The organism is Streptomyces sp. YIM 98790 (genome assembly GCF_011421595.1).
Taxonomy (GTDB): Bacteria; Actinomycetota; Actinomycetes; order Streptomycetales; family Streptomycetaceae; genus Streptomyces.
On record NZ_WTLH01000024.1, the window covers coordinates 13030 to 37344 of the forward strand.

Here is a 24315-nt window from a genome sequence, read left to right on the forward strand (position 1 = left end):
GCGGGTGCGGCCCGGCCGCCCGGCGAGGGCGCCCGGCCACGGAGTGATCCGCCTATATGCGCAGGAGTTGCAGCTGGGCCAGTGAGGGCGGGGCCCGCAGGCCGGGCGGCACGCTCCCGGCCGGGCCGGCCGACGTGCGGACGGCCGCGGCGGGACCGCGGGCCGGCGAAGGCCGCACGGCCGCGGGCAGCGCGCCGCCGTGCACCGGCACCGGCCGGGAGAGACACGCGGGCACGGCCGGGCCGTCCGGCCCGCCGTCCTCCGGGTGGCACAGCGACGGCCCCTCGCCGTGCGGTGCGCCGTGGTGGTGGTCGGTGGTGAGGGCGGCGGCCGGGGCGAACCCGAGCACGGCCAGCAGCGCCAGCAGCGCCAGCAGGGCCGGCAGCGCGAGCAGGGCCGGGAGCGCCACGAGACCCGGCAGCGCCGGTGCCGGAACCGGACGCGGCCGTATCGGCTGTGCCGGAACCCGCGGACTCACGCCGCCATCGTACGGCCGCCGCCCCGGGAGGGTGCCGTCAGCCGAGGCCGAGGGCGGTCAGGGCCTCTTGGGCCATCCTGTTCTGGCCCAGGGCGTTGGGGTGGACGGGGATGAGGCTGGTGCCGAACAGGACGGGCTCGATCCAGCGGGTGCCGCGGGGCCGGCAGGCGTCATGGCCCTCGGAGACCTGCGACAGATCGACGAAGACCGCACCGGTCTCCTCGGCGGCGCGTTCGATCACCGCGTTGAGGTGCGCCTGGAGCGCCCGCAGATACGGCACGTCACCCGAGGCCACCGGCATCTTGAGGAAGCAGGACGGGTCGGCGGTGGCGGGCAGGATCCACGGGTAGCCGAGCACCGCCACCCGGGCGTTCGGGGCCTCGGCCCGCACCGCCTCCAGCGCGGCCTTCACCGCCGGATAGGTCTGTGCCTCCACCTGGTCGTCGAAGGTGCTGCCGTAGAGGTGCTTGCAGGGGCTGCCGTGGCCAGCGGTGAGGATTCCGGCCGAGCCGCAGGCCAGGATGGCTCCGATGAAGGTGTTGTTGTCGTTGCCCCCGATCGTCAGGGTGACGAGGTCGGTCTCCGGGCCGAGCGCGTCGAGCTGCGGGGCGACCCCGGGGTACTGGGACGAGGCGAAGTGCCGGGTCTGGGCGGCGCCGCAGGTGACGTCCGTCAGCTCGGCGCCGATGCGGTCGGCGATGACCTTGGGGTAGCTGGCCCCGGAGCGGAAGCACAGCAGCGGGGCGGTGGAGTCGGCGGGCAGGACGCCCGAGCCCGCGCTGTAGCTGTCGCCGAGGGCGACGTACTCCAGCGGACCGTCGTCGGCGGCCTGCGCGGCGGCCTGCGCGGAGGCGGGTGCGGCGAGCCCGAGGGCGGCCGTGCACAGGGCGGTGAGGGCGGCGGTCAGGGCACGGCGCAGCGCGCGTTTCGGCATGAGTCCTCCTCGGCTCCGGGCATGGCGAAGCCCGGCGTCGTGATGAGCGGCGGAGGCTCGGTGGCGAGCGGGAAGGGGCCGGTGTGCTGCGGTCGGGTCAGGCGGCACTTCCCGCCGGGGCGCAGCGGCGGGTCGCGGTTACCGAGCAGTTTTACTTGCCGGTAATGTGCCGCCGCGCCGCGCCGCCGTCAACGCTCCGCGCAGAACTTTCCGCACGGGACGTTCCGCCCCGGCCGGCGTCCGGGGACGACGCCGTGCGTGCTGTCCGCCGGACGCCCGGCCAGGGGCGTGTGCCGGCGCTGCTAGTACGTCACCGCGTACGTGTCGTCCGCGATGGTCTCCCCGTCCTGGTAGACGGCGGCCACCCGGTAGTAGGTCGTGGTCCCGCCCGGGATGGTGCGGTCGTAGTACGACCAGTCGTCCTCGGGGAGTTCCGCCAGCAGTTCCCAGTCCCCCGACCCGCGGTTCCAGCGGTGCACCAGGAAGCCGGTGATCTCCTCGGCGGGGCGCTCCGCCTCCGCGGCCACCAGCCAGACGACCCGGCCGTTCTGATCCGCGCTCAGGCTGACGAACGGACCGCCGGGCGCCGGTTCCACGGGCGGACGCATGTCCAGCTCCGTCAGCTCGACGACGGCCGCTTCCGAGCCCGGGGACAGCCGGTTGCCGTACTGGTCGACGGCGACGACGCTGTAGCGCACCTGCTCGGCGTCCGGCAGCGTGCGGTGGAAGTAGGTCTCCTCGGTGGTGGTCAGGGGGGTCAGCCAGATGTGGTCGAGCATGGGCTCGTACCGCCACTCGCCGCCCGCCAGGGTGCCCCTGAACAGGACGTAGTGAGCGATGCCCGCCGACTCGTCGCCGTCCCAGCTCAGGGCCACGCCGTTCTCCCGCGGCTCGGCGGTCAGGCCGGCCACCGCCGGGGGAGGTGTGGTGTTGACCGGTACCTCGGCCATGACATCCACCGAAGGGGTGCCCTTGTTGCTGCTGTAGTCCGACGCCACGATCCAGTAGTAGTGGGTGCCCTGCGGCACGGGCGTGGTGTCGGTGAACGTGGTGCCCCAGGTCCTGCCGACCGAGGCCACCTGCCCCCCGGCCGCCCGGGGCTGCGTCGAGCGGTAGACGACGAAGCCGCTGAAGTCCGGGCTGGTCTCGGCGGACGTCTCCCAGGTGAGCGTCACGCCGCGCTCGTCCACCGAGGCGACCGGGTCCAGCGCCCGGTTGGCGGGCCCAGTGGTGTCCTCGGTGTAGAAGACGGCGTACCGCGAGGGCTCGGACTCCGCGCCATTGGCCTTCACGGCGGTCACCACGTAGTAATACGGATGACCGGTCTGCGGCAGGTCCTCCCTGAAGTACCCGCTGGTGAGCAGCGTGCTGCCACTGACCAGGTTGGCCTCGGTGGTCTCCACCGGCAGTCCGGTGGAGCGGTAGACACGGTAGCCCGCGATGTGCACGTCGGCGTCGTACTGCCAGTACAGCTTGGCGACCGTGGAATCGCCGATCTCCCAGTTCTCCTCCACCCCGGTCGGCGCGGGGGGCGGCGTGCCCTGCGCGGCCACGGTGGCGGCGGCGCCGGCGGATTCGTTGCCGGCCTTGTCGACGGCGCGCACCTGGTAGTCGTAGCTGCTGCCGTCGGCCGCGACCTGCTCCTTGAACCACGGGCTGGTCAGCGGCGCGGTGCCGGAGACCCGGGTCCAGTGGTCCGTCCCGGCGGGCCGGCGGTAGACGCGGTAGCCGGCCAGGTCCATTTCCGGGCTTTCCGCCCAGTTCAGCTTCGCCTGACCGGCCTCCTCGCTGTACCAGGCGGTCAGGTCTGCCGGGGCCAGTGGCGGGGTGTGGTCGTCGGTGGTCGAGGTGCGGGGTGCGTAGCGGAATTTGGCGCTGGCGGAGCCGGACCAGTTGGCGTATTCGATGCGCAGGGTGTGGCGGCCGCGGGGGATGGTGACCTGTACGGTCCTGGACCGCTGGGTGGTGGTGTCCTTCCACAGGTCGATGGTGCGGGTGCCGTCGAGGTAGACGCGGATTCCGTCGTGTGCGGCGGCGTAGAGGTTGAAGGGGCCGCCGGAGCCGAAGTCGCGGGTGAGGGTCCAGCGGACGGAGAAGTTGTCCGAGGGCATTCCGGGCAGCGGGGCGCCGCCGGCCCACCATTCGGTGATCTCGCCGTCGCAGTCCTTCTTCACCGGAGTGCCGGAGAGGGAACCATTGGAGAAGAACTCACGGGTGAACTGTGTGGAGGAGCAGGAGACCGACGCCTGCGCCGGGGGGACGACGACGAGGCTGGTTCCGGCGGCGACGGCAGCGGCGGCGGAGCCGGATATCAGCCAGTTTCTCTTCTTCACTTGGCGGCAAGGTCTCTCTGCACAGTGGCCCGGAAGCGGACTCGGGCGCGGCGGGCGGCCGTCGGGGGCCCGGGAACGACGGAGGATGGATTGTGCAGGGAGTGTAGTGGTCGCGTGATCACGGCGACAATCCGGAGCCCACTGTTGAGTGCGCCCGGCCGCCCGGCCGGGGGCCGCGCCGGGAGCCGGAGGGCGTGCCGGCGCGGGCCCGCGGTCAGGCTTCCGCGCGCAGGTGAATGTCCAGGCCACCCGTTCCCGGCGGTTCGGCACCCGGCAGCAGGCGCATGCCGTGGTCGTAGTCGCCCCCCGTCAGGGACCGGAAGGGGACCGGCTCGTCGGTGAACAGCCCGTCGAGCCGCCTCCCGTACGCCTGGCGCGCCTGCGCGAACCGCTCCGCGGGCACCTCGTTCGCCTCGTACACCGCGAACGGTTCGAGCGGCGCCATGCCCGTGAACCAGAACAGGCCGTGCTGGAGCGGGTGGAGAAGATCGGCCAGACGCCCGTGGATGCCGCGGTCGGAGAACGCCGACGCGCGGGCACCGGCCGTCACGGACACCAGCGCCCGGCGCCCGGCCAGCGCACCCCCGCCGTAGGGCGGCGGCACTGCCGGGCCGTAGCCGAACCCGCAGGTGAACACCCGGTCGATCCAGCCCTTCAGGATCGCCGGTACGGAGAACCACCACATCGGGAACTGCAGGATCACCGCGTCCGACCAGCGCACCTTCTCCTGTTCCGCCATGATGTCCGGCGACAGCCGCCCGGCCAGCGTGGCGCGTTCCGAGGCGGTCATCACAGCCGGCCCCCGGCCCGGCTCCAGGGTCTGGCCGGGGAAGTCGTCGGCGTCCACGGCCGCCTTCCACTTCATCGCGTAGAGATCGGAGACCCGCACCTCGTGCCCGGCCGCCCGCAGGTGCCCGGCCGCGAAGGCCGCCAGGGCCGCGTTGAGCGAACGGGGCTCCGGGTGGGCGCTGACAACAAGGATCTTCTTCCGCTGCCGCGGTGTGGCTTCGGTCATGCGACCACGTTCCCCCGGCCGCGACGGGGCAGCCAGCACCCTGTGCAACCGGAGGAGCCGCGGTCCTGGTACCGCCGGGGCCACGCATACTGGAGCGCATGGACGGCGTCGACCGGGTCAGCGTCAGCACCGGAACCACCGGCACCACAGAAACCACCGGCATCACAGGAACCTCCGGCGGTTCCGGGACCGGTGACGGCCGGCGGGAGCTCGGCCGCTTCCTGCGCGTGCGCCGGGAGCGGGTCGCCCCGGAGCAGGTCGGCCTCACCGGAGGCGGCCGCCGCCGGGTGCGCGGCCTGCGCCGCGAGGAACTGGCCCAGCTCGCCGGGATCAGCGTGGACTACTACGTGCGCCTGGAACAGGGCCGGGCCACCCAGCCGTCCCCGGAGGTGCTCGACGCCCTCGCCAGGGCCCTGCGCCTGGACGCGGCCGGGCACAAGCACCTGGTCACCCTGGCCACCGCCAGGCGGGGCGCCGCCCCCGCGGCCCGGGTCAGCCCGCAGCTGCGGCGGCTGCTGGACGCCATGGAACGGCTGCCCGCCTTCGTGACCGACCACCGCCTCGACGTGGTGGCCTGGAACCTGCTGGGTGCCGAACTGATGGGCGGCCTCGCCGAGCCCGGACGCCGCGACCCGAACAACGCCAGGTATCTCTTCCTCGATCCCGCCTCCCGGGCCGTCCACCCCGACTGGGAGGACCGGGCCGCGGAGGCCGTGGGCCAGCTCCGGGTCTCCGCGGGCCGTTACCCGGACGACCGGGAGCTGACCGCGCTCCTCACCGAACTGTCCGCCCGCAGCGCCGACTTCCGGCGCATCTGGGACGCCGGGGCGGTGGTGATGTGCACGGCGGGGCGCAAGCGGCTGCGCCACCCGGTGGCCGGACTGCTCATCCTGGACTACGAGACGCTGCACGTGCCGGCCGCGCCCGGCGAAACCGGCCTGGTGGTGCACGTGTTCAGCGCCGGGGAACACAGCCGGGAGGCCGCCGCCCTCGCCCGGCTGGCGCCGCCCCGCCGCGCCCGGCCGTAACCGCCGGATCGCCCGCCGGGCCGTCCGCCCGCCCCGGGCGGGAGAAGAGGGAGGCCGCAGCGCGGCCCAGCGGTGACCGGCCCGTGCTCCCGTCACGGTTCACGGGTAGTCCCGGCGGTGAGCGGCATGTCCAGCAGGTCCAGCGCGGGCCGGACCAGGGCCCGGTACCGGCGGTCGGCCACGGCCCGGGGCACGGCCCGCAGCGCGGCATCGCGCACGGCGCGGGCCGCCGCCGGGCGCCACTGGGCCACGCTTCCCATCCGGCGCGAGGCGAGCCGGAGCGCGCGCACCCGGCGGTGGCGCAGCGCCGCGTAGCGGGCCGGGACGCCGGCGGTGCCGGGGCGCAGGGCCAGCGCCAGGGCGTAGGCGTCCTCGATGGCCATGGCCGCGCCCTGCCCCAGACTGGGAGGCATGGCGTGGGCCGCGTCCCCGAGGAGCACCACGCGCCCGCGTCCCCAGACCGTCCGGCCGTGCTCCTCCAGGTCGTGGCGGAGCGGCGGAGGACCGGGGAGGAGGTCGAAGAGGCGGGTGAGTCCGCCCCGGTGGTGGGCGAAGGCCCGGCGGAAAGCCCCGGGCTCCTCGGGCACGGGGGCCCCGCGCGGCGCGGCCAGGACGAAGTAGGAGTAGAGCCGGCCCTCGGGCAGGGGAACCGCGCCGATGCGGGAGCCGGGCCCCCACGCCTCCACGGGCCGGGTGATACCGGGATTGGGCGTGAGGGCACGCCAGCAGGTGTCGCCGCTGTAGCGCGGGGCGGCCGCGTCCCCGGTGAGGTGGGCCCGCACCGCGGAGCGGATACCGTCGGCACCGATGACCAGGGCGTACGACCCGGACCCGGCCCCGGACCCGGACGCGGACCCGGACTCCCCGTCGCAGCCGGCCTCGACCGCGTCACCCGCCTCGGTCAGGGAGGTGACGGTCTGTCCGGTGCGGACCCGCACCTCCGGCGGAAGGGTGCCCCGCAGGGCATCGTGCAGGGCGGTCCGGGTCATGGTGAGGGCGCCGGGTCCGCCGGGCAGCGGCCGGGGGACGAAGCGCCGCAGCAGCGTGCCGTCCGCGCGGACGATGTCGAAGTCCCGCACCGGACGGCCGCATCCGGTGAGGTCGACGCCGAGGGCGGTGAGAACGCGCACGGCGTTGGGCGCCAGGACGATCCCGGCACCGGCGGGCGTGAACCGCGGCATGCGTTCGGCGACCTCGACGTGATGGCCGATGCGCGCCAGGGCGAGCGCGGCGGTGAGGCCGCCGATGCCTCCGCCGACGATCAGGACGCTCATGCCGGGACCCCGCTTCCGGCCGGACACCGCGACGGGGTCCGCCCCCGGCCCGCACGGGGCGGTGCCTTCGCGCCCATGTCACCGGCCACGTGCACCGAGCATACCCACGAGGTGCCGGCCCGGAGACGGCTGCCACCGGCAGGGGGCCGCCCCAGTGGTCAGGATCGGAGAAGCCCCCGGAACCCGCCCGGGCCCAGCGTGATTCCCGAGGACATCGAGCCGGCCGACCGGAGGCACTCCATGACACGGAACCAGCAGGCGGGCACCGCCGCCAAGCGCACGCCGGGTACGCCAGGACCGGTGTCGCGATGGATGCAGCAGAAGATGAACACCCGCATGAACCGCAAGGTCCGGCGTGGCCGCGGCAGCTTCACGGGGATGGACGTACTGATCCTCAACACGGTGGGCCGCCGGAGCGGGCAGCCGCGGGAGACCCCCGTGGCATGGTTCGCGGACGGTGCGGACGCCTGGCTGGTCGTCGCCTCCGGGGGCGGCAGCCGGCACCCGGACTGGCACGCCAACCTGATGGCACACCCGGACCGGGCGTCGATCGAGCTGCCCGGTCGCGATGCGGTGGAGGTGACGCCGCAGCGGCTCGCCGGCACCGAACGGGAGCGGGCCTGGCAGCGCATCACCGCCGCCCAGCCCCGCTACGCGAAGTACCAGAGCACGTCGGACCGGGAATACCCGGTCATCCGCCTCACCCCGCGCCGAGGCCCCTCGGGCGCCGCCTGCCCCGCGCCGCCGCTCCCGGCCGGCCGGGCGGCCCATCGAGGGCATGGAGGGCATGGAGGGCATGGAGGGTGACGCCTTCCGCGGCCAGGCGCTCCGGCAGGTCGGCCAGCGGCGGCAGTTGTTCGAGGTGGTGGACACCGGCGGGCAGGCGCCCCTCCAGCGCGCTGCGGGCGGCGTGCGCCGCCACCAGGCCGCTGATCCGGCTCTGTGCACGGCCGGTCAGGGCGTAGCCGGCGTGCCGGTCCTGACGCCAGGCGTCGGCGCGGACCGCGAACCGGTCGCCGCCGAGGTGGATCCGCCGCAGCGCGGCCGTCAGCGCCCGCCGCGGCCCCGGGTGACGGGCGGCCGGGCGCAGCGCGAACAGCACGCCGGTGGCGGTGCGGGAGTCCAGGCACAGCCGGGTGGTGACCTCCGGCACGCCGAGTGTGCGCGGCAGGGTGTGCTGGTCGGAGAACGGGAAGGGGTGTGCCGTCCGACGGCCGTGGCCCGGCAGCGTGACGCGGCGCGTGCGGGCGGCGCCGGGCGAGGCGGCCAGCGCCTCGACGGTCCACCGCACCGCGTCGGCGCCGTGCCGCTCTCCCGCGCCGAGCAGCACGGTCAGCTCCAGGCGTTCCGCGCCGCCGACGGCGTCGTGCGCCCGGCGTGCGAGGAGGTTCGTCAGGCCCGGGGCGACGCCGACGCTGAGCACCGCCGTGGCGCCGGCGGCGGCCGCCACGCCGTCCAGCCCCGCCACATCCGCCAGCAGGCCGGGCTGGGCGTTCACGTCGACGAGATGGATGCCGCGTTCCAGGCAGGCCCTGGCCGGCCCGGCGTCCGGCGGCTGGACGCACAGCACCACCGCCTCGATGCCGTCCAGGCCGTCCAGCGCCCGGCGGAAGCCGTCGGAGTCGGTGACGTCCGCCCGGACGCCGCGGCTCCGGCCCGCGGTCAGGACCTGGTCCGGGAACCAGCGGCCGAGAGCGGCGGTCACGGCCGATCCGACGGCTCCGTGGCCGCCCACGACGAGGACCCGCCCGTTCGTTGTCGTCACACTCCCATGGAATATCACTGTAGTGTGACTACAGTCAAAGCCCGGCAGCAGATCCCGGCCGGGAACAGCGCCCGGAGCGGGAGGAGGAGGAACCGCCGTGACCGCTCGCCTGTCCCGCGCCGAGAAGACCCGCCGGACGCGGCAGCGGATGCTGGACGCCGCGGCCCGTCTGTTCGTGGCGCGCGGCTGGACCGGCACCACCGTGGAGGACATCGCCCGGACCGCCGAAGTCGGCGTGCAGACCGTCTACTTCACCTTCGGCACCAAGCGCGCGCTGCTGGCCGAGGTGCTGGACACCGTGATCGCCGGCGACGCCGACCCGGTCGCCACCCTGGACCGGCCCTGGGCCCGCGCGGTGGTCGCCGAACCCGATCCGGCCGTCCAGCTCACCCGCCAGGCCGCCGGCGCCCGCGCCGTCCTGGAGCGCGCCGCTCCCGTGCTGGACGTGGTCCGGGGCGCCGCCGCCTCGGACGCGGACATGGCCGAGCTGTGGCGGACCAACCAGCGGCAGCGGCACACCGTCCAGCTCCGTTTCGCCGAAGCCCTGGTCCGCAAGGCCGGCGGCGCACTGCGCGACGGCCACGACGCGGCCTCCGCCGCCGACATCGCCCTGGCTCTCCTCGGCCCCGAGACCTACGGCCTGCTGGTCACCGGCCAGGGGTGGTCCCCCGCCCGCTGGCAGCAGTGGGCCGCCGACGCCCTCACCCGCCAGCTCCTGCCGTAGCCGCCACCCCCGCACCCCGGTGGCCGGTCCGTCCCGCCGCCCTCAGGCGGCTGTCGCCGGCTCCGGGAACACCACGCCGGTCAGTTCCTCCGACACCGTCCACAGGCGCCGGGCGGTGGCCGGGTCGCTGGCCGCCTGCGTCCGGCCGACGAGTGTCGGGGCGCCGCGCATCTCGCCGAACCCGTCGGGTCCGACGTAGCTCGCGCCGGGCAGGTCCTGGACGGCCGCGTACAGGGTGGTCAGCGCGCCGGCCTTGCTGTCCTGGGCGTACACGCGGTTTCCGAGCCACATGAGGGCCCGCCGCACCGCGCTCGCGTCGTGGCTCTGGAGCCCGGTCGCGGACCATCCGGGGTGGGCGGCCAGGGCACGGACGGAGGAGCCGGCCGCGGTGAGCCGGCGCTGGAGTTCCAGCGTGAACAGCAGGTTGGCGAGCTTGGACTGACTGTATGCCGCGACGGGCGCGTACTCGCCGGTCATGTTGAGGTTGCCGAAGCGGATGGACGGCCTGCCGGGTGCGCGGTGCGCCTGGGAGGCCACGGTCACCACGCGGTCGGTGAGGTGCGGCAGCAGCAGGTTGGTCAGGGCGAAATGCCCCAGGTGATTGGTGCCGAACTGCAGCTCGAAGCCGTCCTTGGTGCGCGCCTCCGGGACGTTCATGACACCGGCGTTGTTGACGAGCAGGTCCAGGCGGCCCTGCCAGGAGGCGGCGAACTCGCGGACGGAGCCGAGGTCGGCCAGGTCGAGCCGGCGCACCTCCACGCTGCCCCGCACGGTCGCGGCGGCGGCCTCGCCGCGCCGCGGGTCCCGCACGGCGAGCACGACGTGGGCGCCTGCGCGGGCCAGGGCGCGGACCGTGTCGAGGCCGAGCCCGCTGTTGGCCCCGGTCACGACGGCGATGCGGCCGGTCTGATCGGGGATGTCGGAGATATCCCACTTTCTGGGTGTGCTGTCCATGAGAGGGAATGTAGTCGCCGCCAACAATGATGTCAATGTCAACATTGTTGGCGGTGCCAACCCCCTCGTTACACTCACCACCATGCAGACCGCGCCGCACCGCTATCACCACGGAGACCTCCGCGCAGCCCTGCTGAACCGTGCCGAGGAGACCCTCAGGGAGAAGGGGCGGGGCGCCCTGTCCCTGCGGGAACTCGCCCGCGACCTGGGCGTCAGCCACGCCGCACCGGGCCGCCACTTCAAGGACAAGCAGGCCCTGCTCGACGCCCTGGCGCTCTCCGGATTCGAACGGCTCGGCGCACTCCTCACCGCCTGCCGGGAGCAGGCCGGCGAGACCTTCGCCCGGCGGCTGGACGCCGTGGCCCGCGCCTACGTGGACTTCGCGACCGCCAACGCCGAACTGCTGGACCTGATGTACGCGGCCAAACACGAGCCCGCGGCCTCCGAGGCTCTCGTCGCCTCGGCCCATCGCGGATACGAGCAGATCATCGAAATGATCACCGACGGGCAGCGCCGCGGCGAGGTGCGTCCGGGACCGGCGGAACGCCTGACCCTGGCGGTCTTCTCGGCGCTCCACGGCTACGCCTCCCTCGCCGCGAGCGGCATGCTCCCCCCGGGCGCGTCCGAGCACGGGCTGGACGACACGATCGCGCACATCCTCCGGGGATGCGCCCCCGGCCAGAGCCCGCCCCTCCCCGGCACGGCCGGCCACCGCTGAGGACCACGCCCGGCCGGGGCCCGGCCTCAGCAGGGACGGTGAGCACCGGACCCGCGTGCCGGGCCCGGGCGGAACGCGCCACCGGGGCGGAGACCGGGGAGCGTCCTGCGCCAACGGCTGGGACGAGGCAGGAGGCGCCGGCCGCGGGCTCCGTTCCGCGGGCTCCGTTCCGCGGGCGTCGGCCGCGTGGGCCGGCCGACCGTCCTGCCCACCGGTGATCAGCTCTCGGCCGCGGGGACCAGGCGACTGAAGTAATTGCGGAGTCGGCGCACTTCGTACTCATTGACCACGAAGAGATTGGCGACGGTTTCCCCCCGGGCATTGGCCTGCGCCTCCCACCCGCATTGACCGTCCCAGACGGCGAAGTTCCGGTTCAGGTCGGTGTCCAGGGTCCGGCGCTCGGCGACGAGCACCGCCACTCCCGCCTGTCGTTGCTCTTCCACCAGATCGTTCAGCTCGGGGGAGACTTCGTCCGTGATGAAAACCCGGGTGATGCGCACACCCCGCGCCATCGCCTCAAGGTTGGCCTGCCAGTAGGCATTGCCCACGTCGCTGCGCCACCAGGCCGTTTCGTGCGCGATATTGGTGACGGCCTGCAGATGGTTCTGGCAGGTGCGGGTGGCGGCGAGGAGATGCTCGTAGTCGTCTCCCCGTCGTTCCATGCGTCCCCGGCTCAGGTCGTGCAGGTCTTCCACCAGCCGCCCTATCAGCTGCCGTGCCTCGGTGTGGAGCAACTCGCCGGAGCGCTGCTCCCCGATGCGTCGGCTTGCGCCGGCGATTGCGGTCAGCTCTCCCGCCAGCCAGTCCGGGGCACGTACAAGTTCCCTGAGTTCGAAACGGCGTTCAGCGCGGGCCGTGGCGCCCAGGACGAGGGAGACAGTGGTGACCATCAAGCCCGCCAACAGCGACTCGACACCGCTGGCCGCACCGGTAAGCCCTAACGACAAGGACAGCACGAGGGCAAGAGCCGTACCCAAGAGCGTCACGGGGTCACTGTGGGTGATGACCCGGAGGGTGTCCCCCCGTCGCTCCTCGGGCCGGCGCATGGTATTCGTCACCACGACAGCATAGAAGTCCCGTGTGCGTTCCGTACGCCCGTCCGACCACAGGCGGGACGCTGGATCGGCGCCGTGCAGCACCGCATGGCCCGGGCCGGAGAGCGCCGCAGCGCCTCCGCGGTGGCTGGTGATGTCGCCTCTCCTGCCGGCCGAGCCGGACCATGTCGCCACCGGTGAACCGGGCCGGGCGGCTACGGTGAGCGCTTCGACGACATCCGGCGCTGGATGGGGCACGGGCGCCTCACGGCGGGCGATGGCCTCCACGGTGCAGACGCGTACGTCGCTCCACTTGTTGCTCCGGGCGTTGCCGCTCCGCCCCCGCCACCGGACGACAGCTTGATCATGTGCCGCTGCTGGTTGGCGCCGCCCCGGTCGGCATGCTGGACGACGCTGCCGCCGCCGGCGGTGGAGGCGCCCCGCACCTCCACCGCCTTGCCGCTGCTGCGATCGACCAGGACGTACCGGAGCGCCTGTGTCCACCGCCGCGGCCTCGGCAGGCGCCGGCAGCCCTGAGCGGGCGCGGTGATCACCGAGGTGAGCAGGCCGTCGCGAGGACTGCCGCCAGTACGGCGGTGAACCGGGACTGCCTTCGAGGTCTGCGTGGGCGGGCGGAGAGAGCCGCACCGCAGGCCTTCATCGATTCACTCCCTTGTCGGCGGCAGGCCCCGTCAGGTAACGGTCCAGCGCTGGTTGCTGCCGTTCCAGCAGGAGTAGAGCTGGAGCAGGGCGCCGTTGCCGGAGCCTGCGGCGTCGAGGCAGAGGCCGGACTGGACGCCGACGATGGAGCCGTCGGAGTTCACGCGCCACTTCTGGTTGTCGCCGCCCCAGCAGCTGTAGATCTGGACTCTGGTGCCGTTGCCGGTGCCGCCGGCGTCCAGGCACTTGTTGCCGTAGACCCTGAGCTCGCCGGCGGCGGTGTACGTCCACTGCTGGTTGGTGCCGCCGTGGCAGTCCCACAGCTGGACCTGGGTGCCGTCGGAGGTGCTGGCGCCCGGCACGTCCACGCACCGGCCCGAACCGACGCCCCTGATCTGCCCGGAGTCCGGAGGGGGCGGCTCGGACGAGCCTCCGTTGAGTGCGTCGAGGACGGCGTCGTAGGCGGGCTTCTTGCTGCCGTTGTCGTTGAACAGCAGCGGCGTGTGGTGCGATCGCCAGGAGTCGCTGTCGCGCACACCCCAGACGGTGATGCCGAGGCAGCGCGCGACTGCCAGGCAGTCGTTGATCACGTTGGCGTAGGTCGTGGGCGAGGCGCCCTGGATGTCGAGTTCGGTGACGGAGACGTCGACCCCGAGGGCGGCGAAACTCTGCAGGGTGGTGCGGAAGTTGCTGTTGTAGGGGTTGCCCTCGTTGAAGTGCGCCTGGAAGCCGACGCAGTCGATCGGCACGCCGCGCTGCTTGAAGTCCCGGACCATGGCGTACATGGCCTGGGTCTTGGCCGCGTTCCAGTTCTCGACGTTGTAGTCGTTGTAGCAGAGCTTGGCGGCCGGGTCGGCGGCGCGCGCGGTGCGGAAGGCGACCTCGATCCAGTCGTTGCCGGTGCGCTGCAGGTTGGAGTCGCGCCGGGCTCCCGAACCGCCGTCGGCGAAGGCCTCGTTCACGACGTCCCACTCGGCGATCTTGCCCCTGTAGTGGCCCATCACGCCGTTGATGTGGTCGATCATCGCCTGGCGCAGCGCGCCGCCGCTGAGGCTCTGCATCCAGCCGGGCTGCTGGGAGTGCCAGGCCAGGGTGTGGCCGCGCACCTGCTTGCCGTTCTGCACCGCCCAGTTGTAGATGCGGTCCCCGGCGGCGAAGTTGAACTGGCCCCGCTGGGGTTGGAGGGCGTCGATCTTCATCTCGTTCTCGGCCGTCACCGAGTTGAACTCGCGGTTCGCGATCGTTATGTACGTCGAGTCGTTCATCCTGCCCGCGGCGATGGCGACGCCGAAGTAACGACCGCTCTGCGCCGCCGCGGCGCCGAGCGTGCTCTCGGCGGCGTGTGCTCTCGGCGGCGCGACCAGTGCACCGGCCATCCCGAGGACGCCGACGATCAGGGCTATCAGCAGACCGCGGAACCTCCGGCGGACGGCGGGTGGGGATATGGCATACGAGCCCATGACTGTGCCTCCAGGGTCGACATCACGGAAGGACTGAAGTGCGGCGGAAGGCGTTGTCCGCCCCCACGCGGCAGGCGGACGAGGCGGGCCGGAATCCGGGCATCACGGGATCACCGGACACCATGGGCGCGCGAAGGGCAGCGGATTCGGCGGGACGGTGAGCGACGCCGGCGCCAGGCCGTGGCGGACGACCACGGCCGCGCGTACCGGACGCGGGGCGGTGGCCGGGTTTCGACAGAGGCATGGGGGTACTCCATCGCGGCTCAGCCGGGGGGACCGCCACGCGGCGTCGCGTACCTCTCCACCTGTGCGAAGAGCCAGGATGCGCGGGTGCGGACCTCACCGGATCGGAAACGGGGCGGTGCGGGTGCTGTGGTGCGCGGTTTTTCTGCCGTGCAGCACAGATTGCTCGGGGCACACGGTTCGAAATTTCGAACCGTGACCGACTTCTCAGACAGCGAGATTGCGGGTTTGACGGTGGATCGTCAAGCCCTCGCGAAAAAATTTTCGCGCCTTGCCCGGAACTTTTCGTAACCCGGCGAGTCGGACGGGGACCGCCAGGCCCCAGCGCCGCCGTCGGCGGATGCCGTAGCGCCGGACCCCGGCGAAAGGATCGAACCAGCACGTCGGCGAGCTCACGCGGCCCTGAGGTGACAGGGTCCGGGTTCCGGCCGGCCGCACGAGGTCGAGTACCGGCCAGGGCCGGACGTGCTCGCTGAAGCCCGAAGGAGAGGCGCTGTTTACGGACAGATCGGCGACAGGCCTTGACCGGGAGGCCCCACGTTCCTAGCTTGTCGCGTCAAGGAGTCCGTGAAGTTTCGCAAGTTTTTCGGCAACTCACACGTCCCACCCGGAGGTCTCCATGGCCAACACCCCCCGGACGCCTGGTGGAGCCGCCGGCGTGACGGCCCTCTGGCGGTAGCCGTCACAACCGGGCGTCAGCCGGGGCGGCCGAAGGCCGGAGACCTCTCGCGTCTCGGTCCACGGCGAACTGCTCCGGCTTGAGCGCCCAGCGCACCAACTCTTCGCATACGCGGCCGCCTTCGCACCTCTCCCGTCCCTGACCCCCGGGCGGCCGTTCCGTAGTTCATCGGGGTCACCTCACCCCCCACCCCAGAAAGGGAGGCCTCTGATGTGGTTTCGCCGTCCGTCCCGGCTCCGCCTGAGACGCCCGATCGCCGTCCTTGCGCCCTTGCTGCTCGTGGCCACCTTCCTCGGTGCCCAGCCCGCCGGCGCGGCGACCGTCGACACCAACGCCTGGTATGTGCTGGTCAACCGCAATAGCGGCAAGGCCCTGGACGTCTACAACCTGGCGACCAACGACGGCGCCCGCATCACCCAGTGGACCAGGAACGATCAGAGCCAGCAGCAGTGGCAGTTCGTCGACTCCGGCGGCGGCTACTACCGCATCAAGTCCCGCCACTCCGGCAAGGTCCTGGACGTCTACAACTGGTCCACCGCGAACGGCGGCTCGATCGTCCAGTGGGCCGACCACAACGGGGCCAACCAGCAGTGGCGGCTGGCCGACAGCTCGGACGGCCACGTGAGGCTGATTTCGCGCCACAGCAACAAGGCCCTCGAAGTACAGGGCGCCTCCACCGCCGACAACGCGAACATCGTCCAGTACGACGACTGGGGCGGCGCCAACCAGCAGTGGCAGCTCGTCAAGGTCGGCGACAGCAACCCCGGCGGCCCGTGCGCTCTTCCCTCGACATACCGCTGGACATCAACGGGCGCGCTGGCGCAGCCCAGGTCGGGGTGGGTCTCGCTCAAGGACTTCACCGTCGCCCCCTACAACGGCCGGCACCTCGTCTATGCGACGACGCACGACACCGGGACGCGCTGGGGTTCGATGAACTTCAGCCCGTTCAGCGACTGGTCGCAGATGGCCTCGGCCGGCCAGAACGCGATGTCGGCTTCCACCGTCGCGCCCACGCTCTTCTACTTCGCGCCGAAGAACATCTGGGTGCTCGCCTACCAGTGGGGCAGAACCGCCTTCTCCTACCGGACATCGAGCGACCCCACGAACCCGAACGGCTGGTCAGCCGAGCAGGAGCTCTTCTCCGGAAGCATCTCCGACTCCCCGACCGGACCCATCGACCAGACGCTCATCGCCGACGACACGCACATGTACCTGTTCTTCGCCGGTGACAACGGCAGGATCTACCGGGCCAGTATGCCGATCGGGAACTTCCCGGGCAGCTTCGGCACGACCTCGACAGTGATCATGAGCGATACGACGAACAACCTGTTCGAAGCCCCGCAGGTCTACAAGCTGCAGGGCCAGAACCGCTACCTCATGATCGTCGAGGCGATCGGCTCGCAGGGCCGCTACTTCCGCTCGTTCACAGCCACCAGCCTGAACGGCTCATGGACACCCCAGGCCGCGAGCGAGAGCAACCCCTTCGCCGGCAAGGCCAACAGCGGCGCCACCTGGACCAACGACATCAGCCACGGCGAACTGCTCCGCACCAGCGCCGATCAGACCATGACCGTCGACCCCTGCAATCTGCAGCTCCTCTACCAGGGACGCAGCCCCGACTCCGGAGGCGACTACGGCCTCCTCCCCTACCGTCCGGGCCTGCTGACACTGCAGCGCTGACGGCGTGACACGGCTCCGGCTCCGGCATGGAGCCGGCGTGGCGGGCTCGGCGGAAGGCCGAGCCCGCCACGCCACGCGGCAACGCCAGGACTCATACGGCGACGGAGCGCGGGTCGGGCAACGCTCACGGTCCGAGGGCCGTCCCGCCCGCGAGATCGGGCGGGGCGGAGCCCTGCCCGGTGAATCCGGCCGATCGGCCCCCTGGTCCGTGGCGGGCTCGGCGGCGGTGTTCGTCGAGTTCGATGCTGTGGGCGATGGTGTCGGGCGCACTTGAGGACCATGCGTAGCTTGTTGAGCACCGTTGTCCGGGCGAGTTCGATGAGCAGATGGTGATCGGGGGTGGGGCTGTCGGTTCCGGTGGGGCACGGCCGAGTGCTCTTGTCACCGTTGTTGTCTGCTGCTGACCGCGGTGAAGGGCACGGATGGGGCACGGGGGCAGTCTGCGGTGTCAGACGGCGATGAGGCGGATGCGGTCGCCGCAGAGTCTGCGCATGTCGTCGATATCGGAGGTCAGCATGGCAACGGGACCGGGCTGGCGCAGTGCCGCCTCGGCGACGGTGGCGTCGATGGCGTATTTGTGACCGTGCAGCCCGGTGGCNTCAGACGGCGATGAGGCGGATGCGGTCGCCGCAGAGTCTGCGCATGTCGTCGATATCGGAGGTCAGCATGGCAACGGGACCGGGCTGGCGCAGTGCCGCCTCGGCGACGGTGGCGTCGATGGCGTATTTGTGACCGTGCAGCCCGGTGGCTTTCAGTAGCTCCGCCGCCGCCTTCGCGGCCTGGTCGGTGACCGGTTCGATCTTCAGCCGGGACAGCGCCCAGCGCAGCCGGGGCATGTTCACCCGGCCGTGACTGGCCTCCACGATCGTGTTGGCGCTGATCACCAGGTCGGCACCCATCTCATGGAAAACCTGGAACAGCGCCAGCGTCTTGCGGTCCTGGACCACCCAGGCCGAGAGTCCCTGGGAGTCCAGCACGACCGTCTCGATCTGCTTCATGCCGCTTCCGGCTCCCCGGTGCCCTCCTCGTACCCGAAGATCCGTTCGTGTGCCTCNCCTGGAACAGCGCCAGCGTCTTGCGGTCCTGGACCACCCAGGCCGAGAGTCCCTGGGAGTCCAGCACGACCGTCTCGATCTGCTTCATGCCGCTTCCGGCTCCCCGGTGCCCTCCTCGTACCCGAAGATCCGTTCGTGTGCCTCGGCCAGTTCCTCGTCGGTGAAGGCGCCATGCTGCTCCTGGTGGCGGTGCAGATCCTCCCCGAGCAAATGGTGCCGGATCTGCCGGGCTACCGCCTCTGCCACATATCCGGAAATGTTGTCGGTCAGCTTTTTCAGCTCCGCCACCTGCTCGGTGGGCAGCGTCACGGTGATCCGTGTGGTACTGGCCATGACTGCAAGCATACTGCAATATGCGCCATCCTTGATGCGAGCCGGAGTGTTGCGAGCCCTCCAGGGCTGATCACGGCCGGCTTCTCCACCGGCAATCCGGAAACTGCCGTCCGGCCGCACCAGGCTCGGCACCTCAGGACGGACGGGATGGAGCGACCGGTGCCGCACGCCTTCGAGACACGGCGTGAGGCGGACAACCACGCTGCCGGGAACCAGATCGGGGCCGGCCGCATTCGGGGGGGGGCGGGAATCGGTTCCGGAACGGCCGGTGGTCCCACGGCCCCAGGTGGACGCGCTTGCGGCCGCTGGGTGTACCTGGCGGCCTGCGATCCCGCCCGGCCGGAGGAACAGGCCGGGCTGCGGCAGTTGGTTGCCGCTCCGGAGCCGGCCGGGATGTGGGAGCGGCCCGCCGAGCCTGAGCTGACCTCCGGTCGGCGCGCGCCCCGGGGAGACGAAATCCCGGGTCGGCACATGGGCCACGGATGTGCGTCGCGGGAGGTCGCCGACGCGCTGCACGCCCGGGTTCAGGGGGAGCGAGAGAAGGCGGCCGGGAAGCGATCCGGCGGGACTTCTGGTGCGCGTGGGCTTAATTGGTCTGGACAAGACAAAGGCCCGGGTTGGGGCTCATGTCCCTGGCCTGGGCCTTTTCGCGTGTGGAGCGGGCGCGACGAGAATCGAACTCGCGCTCTGAGCTCGGGAGTCCCCGGCCTTTCAGCACCCAAACCATCCCTGACCTGCGTAAACGGCTACCTGCCGACGCCCCCGCGAAGCCCTGATCGCACCGCTGCTGACCGGTGCTGCCCGCTCTGAAGGGCACGGATGGGGCACGCCGGCACTGCGCTGCCTTGGGTGAGTCGAGGCCCGGGCATCGCGGCGTCCTGGCGGTGTGGTGGCGACCACGTGTACTACGATAGGTACATGTCTCTCAAGCGCACCAACGTCTACGCCGATCCGGAAGATCTGGCGATCATCAAGGAAGCGGCCCGGCGTCGCGGTGTCAGCGAGGCCGAGATCATCCGTCAGGGCATTCATCTGGCCGCCATGGCGAACCGGGTCTGGAACGAGCCCTTCTTCTCCCGGACGTTCGAAGGGGCCGGCCGTACTCTCGGCCGGGATGAGGTGAGGGAGGCTGTCGCCGAGGCCGCCCAGCGGGAGACGGAGTCCGGGACCGCCGCGTGATCATCGTCATCGCCGACACCTCGGGCCTGCTCGCTGCCCTGGACTCCACCCATCCCGAACACGTGGCGGCCGGTGAGGCCCTCATGGCCGCCGGCCTGCTGGTGATGTCGCCTCTCCTGCTGGCCGAGCTGGACCATGTCGCCACCCGTGAACTGGGCCGGGCGGCGGCGGTGAGCGCTGTCGACGACATCCGGCGTTGGATGGCCCGGGGCCGGGCCGCGGTTCCCGAGGTGACCGAGCAGCACCTGGCCGCGGCCCAGTCACTTCGTGCCCGCTGCGCCGCCCTTGATCTCGATCTGGCCGACGCCGTCAACGTCGCCCTCGCCGCGGACTACGACACCGATGCGATCCTGACCCTGGACCGCCGCGACTTCCGCGCGGTACGTCCCCTGGGCCGCCACAAGGCATTCCGTCTCCTCCCGGACGACCTCCCCGTCTGAAAGGGGAGGGAAGCCTCTGCCTGTCCGGTCCTCGGAGGAGAGCGTGCGGCGATGGACCGGCTGGTGGCGGAGGTGCGGGCGTACCGGCTCGCGGAGATCCGGCGTGAGCAGGCGCTGACCCAGCGCGCGGACGCCGAGGCCATGGGGGTCTCAGCCCCGCGCGTGTCCGCGATCGAGCACGGTGACACCGACCGCACCGGACTGGCAACCCTCCGCTCGTACGTGGAAGCGCTCGGCGGGCGGCTGCGCGTGGCCGCGGACTTCGGCGACACCGAGTTCACCGTCGCCTGACCGTCTCGCGCGGCTATGGTGCGCGGGGCTTGAATCGGAGCGGACAGCACAACTGCCCAGGCCGGGGATCACGCCCCTGACCTGGGCATTTTGTGTCAAGCGGGCGACGAGAATCGAACTCGCGCTCTGAGCTTGGGAATCACCGGCGCTTCCGCACAGAAACATTGCTTGACCTGCGTAAACTTCCGCATCCACCCCTTTGGCAAAGGGCCTGTGAGCGCCCCTTGTGACCGTTGCTGACCGCTCTGAAGGGCATGGATGGGGCACGCCTCCCGGGAGAAGCGCGAACACCATCGCAGAGAGTCATCCCACGGCGGGAAGGTCGATGTCGGCAGGACTGTGATGACCTAGCGCGGGCTCGAACGAGGCCGCGCCTTGGGATCCGCGCTCGCGGCGGGCGGGATAGCTGGTCTAGGCCGACGTCGGCCTTGTCTCGGCGGCTGGCCCCATCGATGAGCTTGCCGTATGCATCCGATTGTATATATCGTTGAATGCATGGATGACGGGTACGCGATCGAGGCCGAACCCGAAGTGCGGGGTTGGCCAGAGCTGCTTCCGCTCCGCCTGTACCGTCGCGTCGAGGACAAGGCGGACCGTCTCCTTGCCGAGCCCACGACGCTCGGCGAACCGTACTCACGGCACCTGGGAGGCAAGCTACGTGAACTGCGATGACCCTCGACGGGGACGCTGTTCGCATCCCGTACTGGCTCGCCCCAGACAGGCGGATCGTTCTGCTGACGGTCTTCCGCAAGACCAGGATGCGTGAAGCAGCCGAAATCGAACGAGCCCACCAAGCCCAGAAGGTCTGCGAGGCCGAGCATGGCCCGGCGCAGCACATTTACGACCGCACAAGGGAGGCGTGATGAACCATAGCCAGTGGAATACGCGTCGTACCAGGCAGCTTCTCGGTGAGGCCGTTGAGTACGACCAGGACTACGTCGACGCCCGTCTGGCCGGCGACCTCGGGCAAGCCATCTATGACCGCCGCATGGAGATGGGACTCTCCCAGGCCGAACTGGCCGAGCGTGCGGGCATGACCCAGCCGCAGATCTCCCGCATCGAGGGAGGTGACACCGTACCCACGCTTCCGCTGCTGCGTCGCCTGGCCAAGGCCCTGAACGGCTCGCTGAACGTGTCCCTGGAGGCGGAAGACTCCCGCGTCACCTTCACCCCGCACGCGGCATGAGTATGCACCTCTCAGTCGAGAACGACTGAACCCCCAGGTGCTGCATCTGGTAGGAGTGGGGACCATCCCCGCAGGCGCGGGGAGCACCCGGGGCCGCCCGGCCCGCCGTCCTTCACCAAGGGACCATCCCCGCAGGCGCGGGGAGCAGCGGTCTTCACCGCCGAGGTTGCCGGGCAGCCGGGGACCATCCCCGCAGGCGCGGGGAGCAGACACAGGTCCTCTCCTTGTTCGTGTCGGTCTCGGGACCATCCCCGCAGGCGCGGGGAGCAGGGGCCTGATCGCCCCGGTTGAGGTGCTGGACAGGGACCATCCCCGCAGGCGCGGGGAGCACGCACAGGTCCTCTCCTTGTTCGTGTCGGTCTCGGGACCATCCCCGCAGGCGCGGGGAGCAGGGGCCTGATCGCCCCGGTTGAGGTGCTGGACAGGGACCATCCCCGCAGGCGCGGGGAGCACGAGACCGCTCGCGCGGTCGCGGGTGATCAGCAGGGACCATCCCCGCAGGCGCGGGGAGCAGTGGGCTGCTCCGCCCGCTCCCGTTCCCGGGTCGGGACTATCCCCGCAGGCGCGGGGAGCAGTGCTCGTCCAGGAAGCACCGCACGACCACAGGGGGACCATCCCCGCAGGCGCGGGGAGCAGGCCGTAGAACTGGGCCGCCGCAGCTGCCCGCAGGGACCATCCCCGCAGGCGCGGGGAGCAGCGGCCGAGGACGGCGCGCGGCCCGAGCTGCTGGGGACCATCCCCGCAGGCGCGGGGAGCAGCGCACCGCCTGGCGCTACCAGATGGCCGACGAGGGACCATCCCCGCAGGCGCGGGGAGCAGCAGCTCTGGTACGGGCAGGCGCTGCGGGAGATGGGACCATCCCCGCAGGCGCGGGGAGCAGGCGCGGTGCCCACATCAGAACAAGCCCCGTTGGGGACCATCCCCGCAGGCGCGGGGAGCAGGCCACCGCCTGGCGCTACCAGATGGCCGACGAGGGACCATCCCCGCAGGCGCGGGGAGCAGCAGCTCTGGTACGGGCAGGCGCTGCGGGAGATGGGACCATCCCCGCAGGCGCGGGGAGCAGGCGCGGTGCCCACATCAGAACAAGCCCCGTTGGGGACCATCCCCGCAGGCGCGGGGAGCAGGCCCTGAGCGCATCCCGCGTCAACTTGTGGCTGGGACCATCCCCGCAGGCGCGGGGAGCAGGGGCGGGTCTTCGTGAACAGCATGAGCGATTTGGGACCATCCCCGCAGGCGCGGGGAGCAGCGGCGGGGGTCGTGGCCGAGGACTTGCACCGGGGGACCATCCCCGCAGGCGCGGGGAGCAGTTGGGCGGTGTCGCCCACGAAACACAGGTCGCGGGACCATCCCCGCAGGCGCGGGGAGCAGACCGTGCCCGGCAGGCACCACAACCTGATCCGGGGACCATCCCCGCAGGCGCGGGGAGCAGAGGAGTCGACCAGCGTCTTTATCCTGCGGGGGGCCAGTTTTTACTTGCTTGCAGAGATTCCGACATTGGGTGTAATCCTGACCTTCAGGTCGAAAGGGTGGGCCAGTTCCTCGGCTCTATCGGTTGCCGAAGCGCCGGCGTTTGGCCGCCTTGCTCCAGCCCTGGGGCGGGGGGTTCTGGGCGCGTGTCTCTCCGGTGGGATTCGCGAGGCTGGGGCGGTGGATCAAGGTCAGGCCCTCGTGGTCGATGGGATGCCAGACGTGGTCATGGCTCTCGAAGGTGAAGCCCTGTTCGTTGTTGGTCTGGTAGGCGAGCAGGGCTCGTCCCTTTCCCGAGTACTGGCGTACCTCGGCCCACAGGATGTCCCGTACGCGGGCCGAGGGGGCGCCAAGGAAGACTCCGGGGGAGATCTCCAGCAGCCAGCGGGTGAGAAATCCGCGCAGGCCGGTGGGGCAGTTGGCGAGGACGATGACGGTCACCAGATGGGTTCCTCACCGTGGTTGCGCCCGCTTTCGACGTGGAGGTCTCCGTCGCCCAGCAGCGTCACCCGATCCCGGGCGTCCGATGTATCGCGGGTTCCGTCGTAGCCGAGCAGGTTCTTGATGTCTTTCACGCAGCGGTCGAGGAGGCCAGTTTGGCTGATGCGGTCCCGCAGCGCCCTTCGAGTGCGGGTCGCCACGTCCTCCTGGCCCTCCGCCGCCGCGTCGAAGGCGGCGGGTATCGCCACGTCTGTCTTGTAGAGGTCGGCCACGTCCATGACGAAGGAGCGTTCATGGCCGGAATGCACGAATCCCAGCCCCGGTGAGCAGCCGAGGGCTGTGACCACGGCGTGCGCGATGCCGTACATGCACTGGGCGGCTGCCGTCACCCCCTGGTTCGGAGCGTCCCCGGCGGAGAAGTCGTCGCGGTTGTACTCGCGGCGACGCCAGGGCACGCCGGTGCGAGCCGATTCCCGGCGGTAGCACTCCTTGAGACGGCGGCCCTCCATGCTCAGCAGGTCCTGGCGCGTGCAACCGGCCGGGTCCTCGTCCGGGAAGCGCAGCCGGTACATGGCCCGGGCCACCTCCAGGCGGGTGCGGCGGTTCGCCCACGCCGTGGCCTGCGCCTCGACCAGCCCGGAGGAGCGGGTCAGGGCCCGCCCTCCGGCGTAGAAGCGCACACCCTGCTCGCCGACCCACACCACCCCGGCCCCGCACTCGCCGAGGACCGACATGGCCTGGTGGGTCACCCGGGTGCCGGGACCCAGCAGCAGGGTGCCGATGGTGGCGGACGGGATGTGGGTCACCCCGTCGGCGTCCGTGGCGGTGATCGCATTGTCCTCCCGGTGGACGGTGCACCGTTCCAGGTAGACGAATGAGACCCGATCAACGATCCGGGTGAGGTCACGGGGCGATGAGGTACTTCTGCGGCTGACGGTGCTCAT

General features: G+C 71.6%; 22 protein-coding genes, 2 pseudogenes and 1 CRISPR repeat array. Of the genes and pseudogenes, 10 read left to right on the forward strand and 14 right to left on the reverse strand.

Features of this window, described 5'->3' with window-relative positions; genetic code table 11:
* Positions 1-52: 52 nt before the first annotated feature.
* From GQS09_RS06835 to GQS09_RS06850, 4 genes are all read right to left on the reverse strand, one after another.
* A complete protein-coding gene (locus tag GQS09_RS06835) occupies positions 53-478 on the reverse strand; it encodes a DUF6153 family protein (RefSeq protein WP_165985087.1) in 426 nt (141 codons plus the stop codon).
* A gap of 37 nt (positions 479-515) precedes the next feature.
* The gene (locus GQS09_RS06840) at positions 516-1412 is read right to left on the reverse strand and encodes an SGNH/GDSL hydrolase family protein (RefSeq protein ID WP_165985088.1); all 897 of its coding nucleotides are present in this window, start codon (positions 1410-1412) and stop codon (positions 516-518) included.
* A 302-nt stretch (positions 1413-1714) separates the two neighbouring features.
* A complete protein-coding gene (locus GQS09_RS06845) occupies positions 1715-3745 on the reverse strand; it encodes a PA14 domain-containing protein (RefSeq protein WP_165985089.1) in 2031 nt (676 codons plus the stop codon).
* Between the two features lie 214 nt (positions 3746-3959).
* Complete coding sequence (locus GQS09_RS06850; RefSeq protein ID WP_165985090.1) at positions 3960-4760, reverse strand: NAD(P)H-dependent oxidoreductase; 801 nt, start codon at positions 4758-4760, stop codon at positions 3960-3962.
* A gap of 98 nt (positions 4761-4858) precedes the next feature.
* On the opposite strand from GQS09_RS06850, the gene GQS09_RS06855 reads away from it, so the two are divergent.
* Positions 4859-5788: a helix-turn-helix domain-containing protein gene (locus GQS09_RS06855; protein ID WP_165985091.1), complete on the forward strand. Its 930-nt coding sequence runs from the start codon at positions 4859-4861 to the stop codon at positions 5786-5788.
* Positions 5789-5880: 92 nt separating this feature from the next.
* Here GQS09_RS06855 and GQS09_RS06860 read toward each other — a convergent pair whose 3' ends face one another.
* Positions 5881-7062 carry an FAD-dependent monooxygenase gene (locus GQS09_RS06860; RefSeq protein WP_165985092.1) on the reverse strand — a complete coding sequence of 394 codons (1182 nt, stop codon included), beginning with the start codon at positions 7060-7062 and terminating at the stop codon, positions 5881-5883.
* 240 nt (positions 7063-7302) lie between these two features.
* On the opposite strand from GQS09_RS06860, the gene GQS09_RS06865 reads away from it, so the two are divergent.
* Positions 7303-7869 carry a nitroreductase family deazaflavin-dependent oxidoreductase gene (locus GQS09_RS06865; RefSeq protein WP_165985093.1) on the forward strand — a complete coding sequence of 189 codons (567 nt, stop codon included), beginning with the start codon at positions 7303-7305 and terminating at the stop codon, positions 7867-7869.
* Here the strand turns inward: GQS09_RS06865 and GQS09_RS06870 are convergent.
* Positions 7763-8827 carry a saccharopine dehydrogenase gene (locus GQS09_RS06870; RefSeq protein WP_313896023.1) on the reverse strand — a complete coding sequence of 355 codons (1065 nt, stop codon included), beginning with the start codon at positions 8825-8827 and terminating at the stop codon, positions 7763-7765. The genes GQS09_RS06865 and GQS09_RS06870 overlap by 107 nt on opposite strands.
* Before the next feature lie 97 nt (positions 8828-8924).
* Between GQS09_RS06870 and GQS09_RS06875 the strand changes: the two genes are divergently transcribed.
* Positions 8925-9551 carry a TetR/AcrR family transcriptional regulator gene (locus tag GQS09_RS06875; protein ID WP_165985094.1) on the forward strand — a complete coding sequence of 209 codons (627 nt, stop codon included), beginning with the start codon at positions 8925-8927 and terminating at the stop codon, positions 9549-9551.
* Between the two features lie 42 nt (positions 9552-9593).
* Here GQS09_RS06875 and GQS09_RS06880 read toward each other — a convergent pair whose 3' ends face one another.
* Positions 9594-10505 carry an oxidoreductase gene (locus GQS09_RS06880; RefSeq protein WP_165985095.1) on the reverse strand — a complete coding sequence of 304 codons (912 nt, stop codon included), beginning with the start codon at positions 10503-10505 and terminating at the stop codon, positions 9594-9596.
* An 82-nt stretch (positions 10506-10587) separates the two neighbouring features.
* Here GQS09_RS06880 and GQS09_RS06885 point away from each other — a divergent pair, with 82 nt between their 5' ends.
* A complete protein-coding gene (locus GQS09_RS06885) occupies positions 10588-11223 on the forward strand; it encodes a TetR/AcrR family transcriptional regulator (RefSeq protein WP_165985115.1) in 636 nt (211 codons plus the stop codon).
* A 218-nt stretch (positions 11224-11441) separates the two neighbouring features.
* On the opposite strand, the gene GQS09_RS06890 is transcribed toward GQS09_RS06885, so the two are convergent.
* Both GQS09_RS06890 and GQS09_RS06895 read right to left on the reverse strand, forming a co-directional pair.
* On the reverse strand, positions 11442-12545 hold the full coding sequence (locus GQS09_RS06890) for a hypothetical protein (protein ID WP_165985096.1): 1104 nt from the start codon (positions 12543-12545) through the stop codon (positions 11442-11444).
* 404 nt (positions 12546-12949) lie between these two features.
* Positions 12950-14377: an endo-1,4-beta-xylanase gene (locus tag GQS09_RS06895; RefSeq protein ID WP_165985097.1), complete on the reverse strand. Its 1428-nt coding sequence runs from the start codon at positions 14375-14377 to the stop codon at positions 12950-12952.
* Between the two features lie 1132 nt (positions 14378-15509).
* Here GQS09_RS06895 and GQS09_RS06900 point away from each other — a divergent pair.
* Positions 15510-16979, forward strand: coding sequence for a non-reducing end alpha-L-arabinofuranosidase family hydrolase (locus GQS09_RS06900; protein ID WP_165985098.1), 1470 nt, complete (start codon positions 15510-15512; stop codon positions 16977-16979).
* 448 nt (positions 16980-17427) lie between these two features.
* Here GQS09_RS06900 and GQS09_RS30915 read toward each other — a convergent pair.
* The 3 genes and pseudogenes from GQS09_RS30915 to GQS09_RS06915 form a co-directional block, all read right to left on the reverse strand.
* Positions 17428-17571: pseudogene (locus GQS09_RS30915) on the reverse strand (DNA-binding protein); the annotation flags it as partial.
* A 7-nt stretch (positions 17572-17578) separates the two neighbouring features.
* Positions 17579-17977 carry a PIN domain-containing protein gene (locus tag GQS09_RS06905; RefSeq protein WP_165985099.1) on the reverse strand — a complete coding sequence of 133 codons (399 nt, stop codon included), beginning with the start codon at positions 17975-17977 and terminating at the stop codon, positions 17579-17581.
* Between the two features lie 141 nt (positions 17978-18118).
* Positions 18119-18367, reverse strand: a complete 249-nt coding sequence (locus GQS09_RS06915) for a type II toxin-antitoxin system CcdA family antitoxin (protein WP_165985100.1) — start codon at positions 18365-18367, stop codon at positions 18119-18121.
* A 918-nt stretch (positions 18368-19285) separates the two neighbouring features.
* Between GQS09_RS06915 and GQS09_RS06920 the strand changes: the two genes are divergently transcribed.
* The 5 genes and pseudogenes from GQS09_RS06920 (at position 19286) to GQS09_RS06940 (ending at position 21463) form a co-directional block, all read left to right on the forward strand.
* Positions 19286-19546, forward strand: coding sequence for a CopG family transcriptional regulator (locus GQS09_RS06920; protein ID WP_165985101.1), 261 nt, complete (start codon positions 19286-19288; stop codon positions 19544-19546).
* Complete coding sequence (locus GQS09_RS06925) at positions 19543-19986, forward strand: PIN domain-containing protein (RefSeq protein WP_165985102.1); 444 nt, start codon at positions 19543-19545, stop codon at positions 19984-19986. The genes GQS09_RS06920 and GQS09_RS06925 overlap by 4 nt, the downstream gene beginning before the upstream one ends.
* 51 nt (positions 19987-20037) lie before the next feature.
* Positions 20038-20277 carry an XRE family transcriptional regulator gene (locus GQS09_RS06930; protein WP_165985103.1) on the forward strand — a complete coding sequence of 80 codons (240 nt, stop codon included), beginning with the start codon at positions 20038-20040 and terminating at the stop codon, positions 20275-20277.
* Between the two features lie 495 nt (positions 20278-20772).
* Positions 20773-21140, forward strand: a pseudogene (locus tag GQS09_RS06935) (type II toxin-antitoxin system RelE/ParE family toxin).
* On the forward strand, positions 21140-21463 hold the full coding sequence (locus GQS09_RS06940) for a helix-turn-helix domain-containing protein (RefSeq protein ID WP_165985104.1): 324 nt from the start codon (positions 21140-21142) through the stop codon (positions 21461-21463). Before GQS09_RS06935 ends, GQS09_RS06940 begins: the two are co-directional and overlap by 1 nt.
* 58 nt (positions 21464-21521) lie before the next feature.
* Positions 21522-22891: direct repeats of the CRISPR family, unit length 28 nt; unit sequence GGGACCATCCCCGCAGGCGCGGGGAGCA.
* A 117-nt stretch (positions 22892-23008) separates the two neighbouring features.
* Here GQS09_RS06940 and cas2e read toward each other — a convergent pair.
* Positions 23009-23371, reverse strand: coding sequence for a type I-E CRISPR-associated endoribonuclease Cas2e (gene cas2e / locus GQS09_RS06945; protein WP_165985105.1), 363 nt, complete (start codon positions 23369-23371; stop codon positions 23009-23011).
* Entirely contained in the window at positions 23368-24315 is a 948-nt protein-coding gene (gene cas1e, locus GQS09_RS06950) for a type I-E CRISPR-associated endonuclease Cas1e (RefSeq protein ID WP_165985106.1), read from the reverse strand. Before cas1e ends, cas2e begins: the two co-directional genes overlap by 4 nt.